This window comes from Streptomyces polyasparticus (assembly GCF_014493765.1).
Classification (GTDB): domain Bacteria; phylum Actinomycetota; class Actinomycetes; order Streptomycetales; family Streptomycetaceae; genus Streptomyces; species Streptomyces polyasparticus.
Genome location: NZ_JACTVJ010000010.1, coordinates 139,758 through 153,506, shown reverse-complemented (window position 1 = coordinate 153,506; position 13,749 = coordinate 139,758). Strand labels below are relative to the sequence as shown.

Annotated in this window: 8 protein-coding genes and 1 pseudogene; 4 read left to right on the top strand and 5 right to left on the bottom strand. The window is 73.3% G+C overall.

Annotation, left to right across the window (positions count from 1 at the left end; genetic code table 11):
• Nucleotides 1–123: 123 nt before the first annotated feature.
• The 3 genes and pseudogenes from H9Y04_RS20120 to H9Y04_RS20110 all read right to left on the bottom strand — a co-directional run bounded on the left by H9Y04_RS20120 (nucleotide 124) and on the right by H9Y04_RS20110 (nucleotide 5,429).
• Entirely contained in the window at nucleotides 124–3,126 is a 3,003-nt protein-coding gene (locus tag H9Y04_RS20120) for an AAA family ATPase (protein ID WP_187815321.1), read from the bottom strand.
• A gap of 34 nt (nucleotides 3,127–3,160) precedes the next feature.
• Nucleotides 3,161–4,324 carry an exonuclease SbcCD subunit D gene (locus H9Y04_RS20115; RefSeq protein ID WP_187815320.1) on the bottom strand — a complete coding sequence of 388 codons (1,164 nt, stop codon included), beginning with the start codon at nucleotides 4,322–4,324 and terminating at the stop codon, nucleotides 3,161–3,163.
• A gap of 445 nt (nucleotides 4,325–4,769) precedes the next feature.
• Nucleotides 4,770–5,429, bottom strand: a pseudogene (locus H9Y04_RS20110) (choice-of-anchor A family protein).
• 308 nt (nucleotides 5,430–5,737) lie between these two features.
• On the opposite strand from H9Y04_RS20110, the gene H9Y04_RS20105 reads away from it, so the two are divergent.
• Complete coding sequence (locus H9Y04_RS20105) at nucleotides 5,738–6,682, top strand: GNAT family N-acetyltransferase (protein WP_187815319.1); 945 nt, start codon at nucleotides 5,738–5,740, stop codon at nucleotides 6,680–6,682.
• Nucleotides 6,683–6,700: 18 nt separating this feature from the next.
• Here the strand turns inward: H9Y04_RS20105 and H9Y04_RS20100 are convergent, their stop codons facing one another.
• Complete coding sequence (locus H9Y04_RS20100; RefSeq protein ID WP_187815318.1) at nucleotides 6,701–9,613, bottom strand: AAA family ATPase; 2,913 nt, start codon at nucleotides 9,611–9,613, stop codon at nucleotides 6,701–6,703.
• A 262-nt stretch (nucleotides 9,614–9,875) separates the two neighbouring features.
• Here H9Y04_RS20100 and H9Y04_RS20095 point away from each other — a divergent pair, with 262 nt between their 5' ends.
• Together H9Y04_RS20095 and H9Y04_RS20090 are read left to right on the top strand one after the other, a co-directional pair.
• Nucleotides 9,876–11,519: a serine/threonine-protein kinase gene (locus H9Y04_RS20095; protein WP_187815317.1), complete on the top strand. Its 1,644-nt coding sequence runs from the start codon at nucleotides 9,876–9,878 to the stop codon at nucleotides 11,517–11,519.
• Between the two features lie 147 nt (nucleotides 11,520–11,666).
• Nucleotides 11,667–11,996: a hypothetical protein gene (locus tag H9Y04_RS20090; RefSeq protein WP_187815316.1), complete on the top strand. Its 330-nt coding sequence runs from the start codon at nucleotides 11,667–11,669 to the stop codon at nucleotides 11,994–11,996.
• Nucleotides 11,997–12,005: 9 nt separating this feature from the next.
• Here the strand turns inward: H9Y04_RS20090 and H9Y04_RS20085 are convergent, their stop codons facing one another.
• Nucleotides 12,006–12,632 (bottom strand): YigZ family protein, encoded by a 627-nt coding sequence (locus H9Y04_RS20085; RefSeq protein ID WP_187815315.1) that lies wholly within the window; start codon nucleotides 12,630–12,632, stop codon nucleotides 12,006–12,008.
• A 151-nt stretch (nucleotides 12,633–12,783) separates the two neighbouring features.
• Between H9Y04_RS20085 and H9Y04_RS20080 the strand changes: the two genes are divergently transcribed.
• Nucleotides 12,784–13,659, top strand: coding sequence for an ABC transporter substrate-binding protein (locus tag H9Y04_RS20080; RefSeq protein ID WP_187815314.1), 876 nt, complete (start codon nucleotides 12,784–12,786; stop codon nucleotides 13,657–13,659).
• Nucleotides 13,660–13,749: the final 90 nt, after the last annotated feature.

Genomic DNA, 13,749 nt, shown 5'->3' with positions numbered 1-13,749 from the left:
TGCTGAGGGCGACGCGGCCGACGAGTACCCGGGGGCGACGACGGTACGCGCCGACGCACGGAAAACGGGTGCGCGATGCGTCGACCGGCCAGGACGAGCCAGCAGCAGCCACGGCGCCGCGCGTCAGCCCGAAATGCCCCGCTGCCGCACCACCGATCCCGCCCGCCCCTTGACCACTTCCAGCTGGGCGTGGACGCGGCGGCGCAGGTCCGCCACGTGGCTGACGATGCCGACGCTGCGGTCGCGTTCGCGCAGCGAGTCGAGGACGTCGAGCACCTCGTCGAGGGTCTGGTCGTCGAGGCTGCCGAAGCCCTCGTCGATGAAGAGGGTGTCGAGGCGGACGCCGCCCGCCTCGTCGGTGACCACGTCGGCCAGGCCGAGGGCCAGGGCGAGCGAGGCGAAGAAGGTCTCGCCGCCGGACAGGGTCGCGGTGTCGCGTTCGCGGCCGGTCCAGGCGTCGATGACGTGCAGGCCGAGACCGCTGCGGGCGCCGCGCCCTGCGCGGTCGTCGGAGTGGACGAGGGTGTAGCGGCCCGCGGACATCCGCTGCAGGCGCATCGTGGCGGCGGCCGCGACCTGTTCGAGGCGGGCCGCGAGGACATAGGACTCGAGGCGCATCCTGCGTTCGTTGTCCGCCGAGGTGCCGGCGGCGAGCGTCGCCATGCGGGCGACCCGGTCGTACTCGGCGCGCAGCGGCGCCAGTTGGCGCGCTTCGCCGGCGGCCGAGCGCGAGAGCCGGTCGAGTTCGCGGCAGCGCTCCTCGGCGGCCGCCTGGGCGCTGACCGCGCGCCGCAGCGTCTGCTCGGCACGCTCTGCGGCCTGCTCGGACTCGGCCGGGTCGGCGGCCGGGCGCTGTGCGGCGGCTTGCGTGTCGGGTTCGGCGAGGACCGCGCGTACGGCCAGGTCCTCCTGCTGCCAGGCGTCGAGGCGGTGCTGGAGTGCGCGGTGGGAGGCGTCGTCGAGGGCGGCGGCGGCCGCGGACTGCGGGGTGTCGAAGCCGGCCTTGTAGGCGGCTTCGGCCAGCCGCCCATCGGCCTCCTTGAGGCGCTCGGCCGCCTCCTGCGCGGCGCGTGCCGCCTCGGCCGCCTCGGTGAGCAGTTCGGCCTGCCGCTCCAGCTGCCGGGCCCGGTCGGCCACGCTGGCCGCGCCGCCGCGCGCCTGCGCCAACTCCCCCTGAAGTACGGCCTGTTCGCGGGCGAGGTGCTCGCGGCGCGAGGTGCGGGACGCGGCGCGCCGCTCGGCGTCCTGGCGGGCGGCGATACGGCGGTCGTGTTCGTGTTCGTCGCGCGCGAAGGCCTCGCGTACGGCGTGCAGGGTGGAGGCGAGTCCGCGGACCTGTGTGTACTCCTGCTCCAACTCGCCCAGTGCGCCGGCGAGTTCCTCGGTGGGCGACCCGCCCGCCGAAGCGGTGGCGGCGGCTAGGGCTTCGCGTACGGAGGAGAGGGTGTTCTCGACCTCGGTGCGTTCCTGGTCGGCTCGCTGGTAGGCGGCGAGGGCCGCTTCCTCGCTCTGGCGGTCGACGTGCCCGTCGGTGCGGCGCGCAGGGGCGGGGTGCTCGACGGAGCCGCAGACCGCGCAGGGGTCGCCGTCGGTCAGCTGGGCGGCGAGTTCGGCGGCGATTCCGCGCAGGCGCTGTTCCTTGAGGGTGAGCCAGTGCTCGCGTGCGTCGCCCGCGCGCCGGCCGGCCGCGAGGGCCTCCTCCTGCGCTTCGGCCACCGACGCCGTGAGCGCGTCGCGGCGCCGGGCCGCGTCCAGCTGCTCGCGCGCCGGATCGATACGGCCTTCGAGCTGCCCCGCGCGGGTGGCGGCCTCCTGAGCCTCGTCGATGCGGGTCTGGTGGGCGTGGCGGACGGCATCCCAGTCCGCCAGCCACTCCGAGGCCTCTTCCAGGGCGGCTGCGTCGGAGCGCTCCTCCTGCTCCAACTGAACCAGCTCGCCGCCCAGTTCACGCAGGCGCTGCTCGCCGCGGCGGGCCGAGGCGAGCGAACCGAGCTCTTCGTGGGCCTTGCGGGCGGCAGCGGCAAGAGCGGCGGCCTCGGCTCCGGCGAAGGACTCGGGCAGCATCCGGCGTGCCCGCTGCTCCTCCCCCGCGGCCCGCTGCAGCGCGGCGTCGGCCGTCGAGCGCAGCGACAGCGCGGGCGCCACGGCCTCCGCCTTACGGGCCCGCTCCATGCGTTCCCGGTCGGCGCGGTGTGCGTCGGCGTGCTCGGCGAGCCGCGCGGCCCGCTCCTGCGCCTCGGCGTGACGGCGCTGCAGCCGGTACGTCTCGCGTACGGCATCGAGGTCCGCCTGCGCCGCGGCCCGCTCCCGCTGGGCGGCGTCCTGGGACACCCGCGCCACGGCAAGGGCCTCGCGGGCGGCCGAACGCGCACAGGCCGCCCAGGTCAACACGGCCTCGGCGACGCCCGGTTCACCGGCGGCGAGCTCCGGCAGCGGCAGCTCGGCCGTGCGTCCGGCGGCCTGCCCCATCCGCTGAGCCACCGCGAGCAGCCGCTCGTCGGCGGCGCGGACCTGGGCCTCGGTGCCGCGCCGCAGCTCGGCCAGATGCTGTTCGACGGCGGCGAAGCGGCGGGTGTCGAAGAGCCGCCCGAGGAGCTTGCCGCGCGCCTCGGCGTCGGCCCGCAGGAAGCGCGCGAAGTCGCCCTGCGGCAGCAGGACCACCTGACAGAACTGCTCCTTGCTCATGCCGAGCAGCTGCCCGATCTCCTCGCCGATCTCCTGGTGGGACCGGCTGAGGTCCTTCCATGCACCGGCGACGGAGTCGTACTCGCGCAGCCAGGACTGCGCCTTCTCCATGGTGGTGCCGGTGCCGCGCTTCTTGGGCCGCATCCACTGCGGCTGCCGCCCGATCTCCAAGTGGCGCCCGGCCACGGTCAGTTCGAGGACGACCTCGGTACGGGCGCCGGGCGCGGCGTGATCGCTGCGCAGCGTGGTGCCCGCGCTCTGCCGTGCGCCGGGCACGGAGCCGTACAGGGCGTAGCAGACGGCGTCGAGTACCGAGGTCTTGCCCGCGCCGGTCGGCCCGTGCAGCAGGAACAGACCGGCCTCGGACAGCGCCCCGAAGTCGACCTCCTGAACACCGCCGAACGGCCCGAAAGCCGTGAGCGTCATCCGGTGCAGCCTCATCGGGCCACCTCGCACAGGGTCTCGCCGCGGGTCCTCACCGGGCCACCTCGCGTACGGTCTCGTCCACGCGCACGGCGTCGAACGCGCCCCGCAGCAGGGCCTGTTCGGCCTCGTCGGGGCCCGCGCCGCGCACATGCGCCACGAAGTCCACGGCGATCTGCTCGTCGCTGCGGTCCTTGAGCCGCTGGGCGTACGACGCCTGCGCCTCACCCGGCCTGCGCTCGGGAGCGAAGACCAGGCTGAGGACGTGCGGGAAGCGCTCGGCGAGCTGCGCCATCGGCTCGTCCGGCCGTACGGGGTCGGTGAGCATGGCCTCCACCCAGTGCTCGGTGAGGGCGGCGAGGTCCGGGTCGGCGAGCAGGTCGTCGAGCCGGCCCTCGATCCTGGCCAGCGGACGCGGCACCGGGCAGTCGATCCGTTCGGCGCTCACCTCGCCGCCGGGCCCGAGGTCGACCAGCCACATCGTCTTGCGGTGGTGCTGCTCCGAGAAGGAGTACGCGAGCGGGGAGCCGGAGTAGCGGACCCGCTCGGTGAGGGTCTGGCAGCCGTGCAGGTGACCGAGCGCCACATAGTCGACGCCGTCGAACACTCCGGCCGGCACGGACTGGACGCCACCGACGGTGATGTCCCGCTCACTGTCGCTCGGTTCGCCGCCGGTCACGAAGGCGTGCGCGAGCACCACGGACCGCGTGCCTGCTTCCCGTACGGAGAGATCGGCACGCACCCGGTCCATGGCCGCCGCGAGCACCGGCTCATGGGCGGGCTTGTCGACCTTGAACTCGTCCTTGACCAGGGCGGGTTCGAGATACGGCAGCCCGTAGAAGGCCACGTCGCCATGCGTGTCGCGCAGCACGACGGGGGTGCCGCAGTCGGCGGGAGCGGTGCGCAGATGGATGCCCGCCTTGCCGATGAGGCCGGCGCCCACACCGAGACGGCGGGCCGAGTCATGGTTGCCGGAGATCATCACGACCGGTACGCCGAGGTCGGCGAGGCGGTGCAGTGCGTCGTCGAAGAGCTCCACCGCGGACAGCGGCGGCACGGCCCTGTCGTACACATCCCCGGCCACGACGACCGCGTCGACCTGCTCCTCGCGTACGACCGAGACGAGATGGTCGATGAACGCGGCCTGGGCGTCGAGCAGGCTCACCCGATGGAACGCCCGCCCCAGGTGCCAGTCCGATGTGTGCAGCACTCTCATATAGCGACTCTGACCTGCACGTTTCTGTCGGTGTTGGCTCGGCAGCCGACACGAGCCCACGGGGCGGCCCCGGGTCGGCGCTCACCACGCTAGCGCCTGGAAGCACCTGATTCACCACTGACCTCCTTTCCCGACAGCCGAAGCACGCGCGGCCGCCGCGAGCAGGGGCGGCCATGGCTCATGGGCGGCGGGACAGTCCCCGAGAGGGCTGCGTCGGCCTGGGCGCGTGCCCGCTCGGCCGACGATGGAGCGCGGCCGCGCCGCCGGCGTGCTCGAATACGCCAAAGGGCCTGGCGGGGCAGAGCTCATCGGCCGACGACGACTCCAGGATCGCCATGGCACATGCGCGCGGACACCCCGCCCTGTACCTCTTCGCCTCCGCTGCTGTGTTCGCCGCGGCGCTCTCCTTCCCCGCGCCCGCCGCGACGGCCGCCCCGCCGCCGTGTCACGCCGACACCGGGCCCTGCAGATCGAAGTCCACGTTGAAGACCTGCAGGTCGGACGTGCCGTCACCGGTGAACAGCGTCTCCCCGCCCGCGTGCACCGCCGTGCCCGTGGGCGGCCGCGTGCTGCCGGTGCCCGTGGGATGGGCATAGCACTGGCTGGCCTCCGTGAGCTCGTCGCGCAGCGGGACGTACGGATCCACCGCGCCGGCGTCACGCACGTTCCGCTGGGCGAGAATCGTGCCGCTCGCGGTGCCCGCGTGCCGGACGACGCCCTACTCGGCGAGGAGGCGCTGTCCCGAGGCGATGGTGATGTCACCCCCTGTGGTGAGCCAGTCCGAGCCCACCGAGGGTGTGACGCGGGACCCGACGCCCGCCTCGCCCACGTTGTAGATGCTGCTGACCCCGGCCGCCTTGTTCTGGTCGAAGGACCCGAGCACCACCACCCTGCCCTCGGCCTCGGCGGCACGCTCACGGACGGCGAAATCGCCGCCGACATACACATTGACGGCGTCGTCCCGGTAGGTGATCGCGCCATTGCCGATCGGCGGATACGCGCCGGGAGGACAGCTGCCCGGCACACACGGTCCGAGGCCCCCGGGGAGCGGCTTGGCGGTGCGGACCGTCGCGGTGCCGACCGCGTAGGCCGGGAGCGCGGTCATCGGAAGCGCTGCCGCCAGCAGCAGGGCCCCGACGGTTCGGGGACGGATCGTACGGGCGACGGTTGGAAACAAGCAGAACCGGAACACCGGAAACCTCAGCTCCTCACGCTGTCTGGTCATCCCCCGCCCCAGACTCACACCGCCTGCCGTCACGCCCGGCTCAGGCCACTGGGCGCTGCCCCTAACTCCACCGCAAAGGACCAGCGCCGGCACCGACCTGGGTCGCATTAAGTCACGGTGACCGATACCGCCCCGCCGGGTCCGCTTCCTAGGTTGAGGACAACACGCCAAAACACCCTGGAGGATGCGTGCTGTTTCGATCTGCCACCGTCAGTGACACCGACCGCGTGGCGGCCGTAGTAGTCGACGAGCCGGTGGGCTGGATTCCCGCCGAGCGGTACCTGGACGAGCTGGGCCAGCGGATGTACCGGCCCGAGTGGACCTGGCTGGCCGAGGACGAGGGGCGGCTGATGGGCCGCGCGCTGTGGTGGGGGCAGTCGACCGCCGAGCACCCGGTGGACCTGGACTGCCTGTATGTGGACGCCTCGGTGTCCGACCGGGCGAAGGTCGCGGCGGGGCTGCTGTCCGCCGGACTCGAGGACTTCGCGGCCCGCGGCGCGAGCCGGCTGCCGATCTTCACCCTGCGGCTCACCGGAGGCTGGCGCGACGACCCGGCCGTCGTGGCCGCGTACGAGTGGCGCCATGCCGCGGCGCAGGCCGCGGGGCTGAGCCACGTGGTGGAGCGGCTGCAGCTGGAGTGGACGGCGGATGCCGGTCTGCCGGCCGCCGGGGACCGGCTGACGTACGCGCGCGCCTCGGACGAGGAGTTCCTCGAGATGTTCCGCCGGATCGCCGTGGGCACTCTGGACGACGGCACCCGTAAGGACATCGCCGAGATGGGGGCCGAGGCCGCGGCCCGCCACAACATGGACTTCTATCTGGACTGCCTCGGGGAACGCGACTGGTGGCGCCTGGCCTACGACGCCACGGGCGAGGTCGTGGGCCTGGCGATTCCCTCGGCGACGCCGTATGCCCGCAATATCGGATATATCGGGGTAGTTCCCGAGTTCCGCGGTCGCGGCTACGTGGACGAGGTGCTCGCCGAGATGACCCGTATGCAGGCCGAGGCCGGCGCGGAGCGGATCACCGCCACCACGGACATGGGGAATGCGCCGATGGCTGCGGCGTTCGCGCGGGCCGGTTACAAGGTGACGGAGATACGGATGGTCTATTCGGTGCCGGCCGCGTCGTGACGCCGGCAGCCGCCAGGATCACGACGCCAGCAGGCCGGGCAGTTCCGTACGGGAGCTGATGCCGAGCTTGGGGAACGCGCGGTAGAGGTGGTGGCCGACGGTGCGCGGGCTGAGGAACAGCTGTGTGGCGATCTCGCGGTTGGTCGCACCCGCGGCGGCGAGGCGGACGACCTCACGCTCCTGAGGGCTGAGCCGGTTGAACCGGCTGTCCGTGCCCGCGGCCGGATCGTGCGACTCGCCCGCGGCTTCGAGCTCCGCGCGCGCCCGGTCCGCCCACGGTGCGGCGCCGGCGTGGCCGAAGAGTTCCATGGCGGTGCGCAGGGGGTCGCGCGCTTCGAGGTTGTGGCGCCGGCGGCGCAGCCACTCGCCGTGGAGGAGCGCGGTGCGGGCGCGCTCCAGGTCACTGCCGTGCTCGCGAAGGGCTGCCGCGTAGTGCTCTGCCGCGTTCTCGTCCGGGCCGGTCAGTGCCGTGCAGCGGTGGGCCTGCGCGGTGAGCTCGGGCTGTCCGGGCCCGGCGGTGGCGGCCCAGGCGGCGAGGCGGGCCGCGGGCTCACGGGCCTCTTCGGGCCGGCCTGCGCGGACGGCGGCCTCGACGAGGTCGGGCAGCAGCGCCTGGGCGAGGGCGGGATGGGTGCGTTCGCGGGCCGCCGCCTGCAGCGCGGCGAGCGCCGGCTCGGCGCGGCCCAGGCCGAGTTCGAGCAGACCGAGTGCGTGCAGGGCGTCCGTACCGGCACGTCCGACGCCACGCGGGCGCGCATACGCCAGGGCCTGCTCGGCCATTTCGCGCGTCTGCGCCTCGTCCCCCTGCAGTGCGGACAGGAGCGCCAGGCGGGCGCGCAGGTGCGCGGCGCGGTGGTCCAGGTCGTAGGAGTCGGCGAGGCCGAGACCCTCGGCGGCATGGGCCCGGGCGTCCGCGGTCCGGCCGAGCGCCGTCTCGACCCGCGCCAGCAGGTCGAGCGCGGTGGGCAGCCAGCCGCCGAGCCCGCCGGCCCGGCACTGCGCGACGGCTGCGGTCGCGTGGTCATACGCGCGGGAGTGATCGGCGAGGAGATGTGCGTAGTGGCCGGCCATCAGGAGGGCCATATGGTCCTCGCCGCTGGGGAGTTGGCGTGCGGGCGCGTTCGTGGTCGTCGCCTGCGATGCCTGTACGGAATCGGCCTGAGCTGTTTCCGTATCCGATGACGCGAAGGGCGCGGCAGGCACTTCCAGCGTTTCCGGTATCCCCGGCGCTTCCGGTATTCCCGGTGCTTCTGGTACTTCCGGCGTCTCGCGCACTGCGGTCGCCGCGGTCCCTGCGGGCGCCTCCGACGCCTCGGACTGCTCGGACGCCTCGGACCCCTCCGACGCGAACAGCCGTGCCGCAACCGCCAGTTCGGGCACGTCCGGCGCGCGCGAGGCGATCTCGGCGAGCAGCGCGGTGTCCTCCGCGCTGAGCGCCGCGTGCAGCGCCTCCGTCAGCAGCGGGACGAGCTTGTCGGGGCACGCGGCCCCCACCTCGTCCGCGCACGCGAGCAGCGTGCGGGCCGCATGGGCCGGGCTGCCGTATCCCAGCTCGACGACGGCACGGGCCCGGGCCAGGTCCGCCGCCATCGCCGGGTCCGGCAGCGGCAGCGGCACCTGGTCGGCGAGCCGGCGGCAGCGCTCGTCCTGACCGGACTCGCTCGCCTTGCGCGCCGCGTCGATCAGACGCCGCGCACGCAGCAGCGGATCGGAGGTGAGCTGTGCGGCCCGCTCGTACGCCGCCGACGCGGAGGCCGCTCCCTGCCGGCTGCCGGCCCAGTCGGCCACCCGCTCGAGATCCTGCGCGACCCGCTCGTCCGGGCCGGTCGCCGCGGCGGCCAGGTGCCAGGCGCGCCGGTGCGCATGCCGCTCGGCGCCGAGGGCGGCGGCCAGTGCCTGGTGGGCGGCGATCCGCCGGGCCAAGGGAGCGGAGCGGTAGGCGGCGTAACGGATCAGCGGGTGTCCGAACCGTACGGACTCGGCCGACAGCCGTACGAGACCGGCCTGTTCGGCGGGTTCCAGATCGGCCACCGTGCCGCCGATCCGGCCTGCGGCGGCCACCACCACCGCCAGCTCCCCCGTGTCGTCGGCGGCGGCCACCGTGAGCACGGCACGGGTGGCAGCGGGCAGCCGGCCGACCTGGCGTGCGAGCAGATCCCGCAGCGGTGCCGCGTCGTCCGGCAGCGCCAACGGGCCCAGCTGCCCGGCCCGTTGTGCCGGGGTGAGCGCGTCCGCGAGCACGCGCAGGGCGAGCGGGTTGCCCTGCGCCTGCTCGGCGATCCGCTCGGCGACGGGCGGCAGCAGTCCGGTGAGCAGCGCGACGGCCGCCTGCCGGTCGAGGCCGGTGAGGGCGAGCCGGGGTATGCCCTTGAGGCGGGGCGCGCCAGGGGAGGTGTCGTCCGTGCGGTCTTCGCCGACGGGTCCTTCGTCGCGCAGCCCGAAGAGCAGCACGACTCCCTCGGCGAGCAGCCGCCGGGCGACGAACGCCAGGACGTCCACGGACGGCTGGTCGAGCCACTGCACGTCGTCGATCACGCACAGGACCGGTTGTTCCGTGGCCGCTTCCGCGAGCGTCGACAGCGCGGCGAGCCCCACGACGAAACCGTCCTGCACCGCGCCCTCCGCCAGACCGAAGATGGTCCGCAGGGCGGTGGCCTGCGCGCCGGGCAGCCGGTCGAGGAGACCGAGCACGGGCCGGAACAGCTGGTGCAGTCCCCCGAAGGCGAGTTCGGTCTCCGACTCGACGCCCTCGATGCGCAGCACGCGCATCCCGTCCGCTCGCGCGGTGGCGTAGTCGAGCAGCGTGGTCTTGCCGATCCCCGCTTCACCGTGGATGAGCAGCGCGCCGCTCGTGCCCTCGCGTGCGGCCGCGAGCAGCCCGTCGATCCGCCGCGCCTCTTCGTACCGCCCCCGCGGCTGCTCAACCCCCACTGCCCGTGCGTCCTCCCTGCGTATTGCGTCGGCCTTGCACAATACGCCCTGGTCCGGCGGCCGCTCCGCCACGTGATCGCGGCAGACGCACAGCGCCGATGCACCGGGTCTGCGGCAGCCATGCGTCAGATCTGCAGCAGAGCCGGGCAACCGGCCCTTCGCGGCCAACCGAGCCGATACGCTGCAAAACAGCCGTGAACCGGGCGGAGTCGGGAACCGTGCCGGTCCGGCGGCGGACTGCGCACCGGCGAGGGGGCGGCGCATGGATCCACATACGCAGGGATCGGTGGCCGGATACGTCTGCGAGCGCGAGCTCGGCCGTGGCGGGCAGGGCGTGGTCTGGCTCGCGCGCGATCAGGCGGGGCGCCAGGTGGTGGTGAAGTTCCTGCTGCCGGGCAAGGAGTACGACGAGATCGCGCTCGCCCGGGTACGGCGGGAGTTCGGCGCGGCAAGCCGGGTGGGCGAGCTGGCCACGGCACGGGTCCTCGACGCGGATCTCAACGGGCGCACCCCGTACATCGTCAGCGAGTTCGTGCCCGGACCGACGATCGCCGAGTACGTGGGCACCAGCGGCCCGCTGGCCTCCGGGCGCCTCCAGTCGCTGGCCCTTGCGGTCGCGCACGCGCTGGCGCAGGTGCACCGCGTGGGCATCGTGCACCGGGACATCAAGCCGTCCAACGTGCTGCTCTCCCCGGACGGTCCGCGCATCATCGACTTCGGCATCGCCCGCGACGACCGGCTGCTCGAGTCCGCGCTGACCACGCCGGGCAGTCTGGTCGGCTCCCCCTCGTACATGTCGCCCGAGCAGGTCAGGGCGCAGCGCGTCACGACGGCTTCGGATGTCTTCTCGCTCGGCAGCACGCTGTATTTCGCCGCCACCGGGCGGCATCCCTTCGACGGTGCCGGTTCGTACGAGGTCCTGGTCGCCGTGTGCGAGGACGAGCCGGATCTTGCGGCGGTGCCGGAGCCGGTCCGTTCGGTGGTGGCCGACTGTCTGCGCAAGGATCCGGCGCTGCGTCCCACGGCATCCCAGCTGGTCACGCGGCTTGCGGGGGCGGCGGAAGCGGCGGACGGCACACCGACGGTGTCGCTCACGCCTCGCCCCGCACCTCTCGCAGGGAACGGCGGCGGCCGCGGGACCGGGTCGGACGGGAGCGAGGGTGGCAGGGGCAGGCAGCTGCGCTTGTTGGCCTTCGCGGCAGGCAGCGCGGCGGCGGCCGTGATCCTCGCCGTCGTGCTCAGCACGACCGCGAGGGAACCGGGTGGCACCGGAGGCTCGACGGGTTCGCCGAACGGCTCGTCGCCGCAGTCGTACGCCGACGATCTGACCGACTCGGGCGACTGGACGCACAAGGACCCGGACCTGGGAAAGGTCACGCACAAGGGCGGGACCATGCTGGTGAGTCCCAGGATCAACCTGGAGGTGTGGCCGCAGGCGCCCTTCCAGCCGTCCACGCCCGCAGTACGGCTCACCGCTCAGGCCGCCTGGTACGGAGGCGACGGCGGCATCGGCCTGTGGTGCAACGGCTCCGGCGACTACGGGAAGGGCTCCCGCTGGTCGGGCTATGTGACCACGGGCCAAGAGGCCCTGATCGTGCGGGAGTTCCGGCACAAGGGAGAGTTCCAGCACGACCGGGTGGTCGAGGTGAACCTCGCGGATGCCGGCATGGAGGTGAAGAGTCAGCAGCAGATCGACATGGCGCTGACCTGCACGCCCACCGGTCAGGGACGGATCCGGGTGGAACTCGCCCTCGACGGCAAGCGCGTCGCCGCCTACACCGGCCCCGCGTTCACCGCCCGCGGCTGCGGTGTCTCGGCCTTCCACTACAACGAGACCGACCCCGAGGGCACGGCCTTCCACTCCGGCTTCGAACGCTTCACGGCGGCGGAGCCGGGGGCGGACTGAGCAATCAGCACCGGCTGATCTTCGCGCGGCCACGAGTGAGACGATCCTGGTGCGACAGGGCGGGCACCGTCCTTGTCGTGGACGGAGGCCTGGTGCCCCGTCGTGAGGTCTTGGTGAGTGGCCCGGATCCGGGGAAGGACATGAGGTATGGGTGTTGATGTCGTGCTGATGCAGATGACGCAACGGGGTACGAGCCCCAAGAAGCGCCGGCCGACCGCGGTGGAATCGGTACAGGATGGGGCGGAGCTGTTCTCCAGTCTGTGCGCGATCAGCAGACTGCCGGTGCTGAGCCGCGTGGACCCTTACCGCACCCTGATCCTCACGTCGGCGGACATGCCGCAGTTCCTCTCCGAAGTCGACGCCACCTGCGCTCTGGCGACCGAACAGCGGGAGCGGGAGATCCTGGCGAAGATCCGAGAGCTGGCCGAGCGGTGCGCGGGCTCCGCGCACCTGGAGCTCCACCTGCAAGGCGACTGAGGGGAGACATCACGCGTCCCCATACGCCTCCGCGCCGATCTCCAGCGTCGCCGTGCCCGCCGTCGCGTCCGCAAGCCAGCCGCGGAACGTCTCGACATCGGCGTCCGGCAGCCCGATCTCCAGCGTCACCGCTTCCCCGTACCGCATGTCGCGCACCTCGCGTCCGGCCGTGCGGAGATCGTTCTGCAGCTTGCCTGCGCGCTGATGGTCGACCGTCACCGTGACCAGCCGGAATCGGCGCTTGGTGATCGTGCCGAGCGCGTCGAGGGCTTCGCCGACCGCTCCCCCGTACGCGCGGATCAGGCCGCCTGCGCCGAGTTTCACGCCACCGTAGTAGCGGGTGACGACGGCCACGACGTAGCGCATCTCGCGGCGGGTGAGCATCTGCAGCATCGGCACCCCGGCCGTGCCGCCCGGTTCCCCGTCGTCGCTGGCCTTCTGCACACCGCCGTCCGCACCGATCACATACGCCCAGCAGTTGTGCGTCGCCGTCGGATGCTCCTTGCGGATCCGGGCGACGAAGGCCTGCGCCTCCTGCTCGGTGGCCGCCGGGGCGAGCGCGCACAGAAAACGGGAGCGGTTGACCTCGGTCTCGTGCACGCCCTCATGGGCCACGGTGCGGTACTCGTCCTGCATCCGCCCAGCGTATGCGCCCGCGAGAGGTGCCGGGCACCGCGCACCCCGGCCCGCTCGGGACCCGCGTACCGGCGACGCTGCGTGAAGTTCTCCCCGGGGGCTTGTGGGCGGGTGAACAGGGGCAGGTACCCGCGGACTGGATGGAGGATCCATGGAAGCTGAATCCGCACCCGAGTCGGCAGCGACCGCCTGGGAATTCACGGACGACCGCGGCCACTTGGTGGTCGCGCCCCGCAGGCCGACGCGATTAGCCGCCTACATACAGGCCGGCGCGGCACTGTGGGACCACGGGCTGCGCCCGGCCGGCATCTTCGGCTCGAGCCATGACGACCCGGCCGCCGCGGACCCGGCGAAGGCGGGCGAGCTGCCGCTGGCGGGGCTGGCCTACTACGGGGCAGGCGCGGCCCTCGATCTGGACGCGCTGTTCGCGGCCGAGCCCGACCTGCTCATTGCGGTGACGTACGGCGGCGGGCAGACGTACGGCGTCACGCCCGAGGCGGCCAAGCACCTCGAAGAGCACATCCCGGTGGTGGCCGTCGACGTGAGCCAGGGCCGCACGCTCGGCCAGGTCCGCGAGAGTTTCGCCCGGCTGGCCCACGCGCTCGGCGCGGCACCCGACGGCGCCGCCGAGGCCGAACTGACCGCGGCCGAGCAGCGGTTGAGGCTGTGCGCGGCCGCCGATCCGCGACCGCGAGTGCTCGCCCTCTCCCCCGCCGACGCGGACTCCGTCCACCTGGCCCGCCCGCACGCCTGGCCCGACCTGAGCGCCCTGACCGCCCTCGGCGTCCCGCTGGTGGCACCACCCGAGAGCCCGGGTGCCAACTGGGCCACGGTCTCGTGGTCCGAGGCCGCCGCGCTCGCACCGGATCTGGCCCTCGTCGACGTCCGGGCCCACGCGGCCGCCCTGCCGGCGGACTTCGCCGCGACGGTGCGCACGGCCCCCTGGAACCCGGAACTGCCCCCGAGCCCCCAGGCACACACCCGCTTCCTCGACACGATCACGGCGGCGCTGCAGACGCCGGCGTGAGCTGGAGCCGACCTGAGAACGGCGGTTCCCCGGTCCACGCCCTGGAACCGCCGACGGGCGCTGCTCCGCGGTCCGACGTCGCTCACCGCG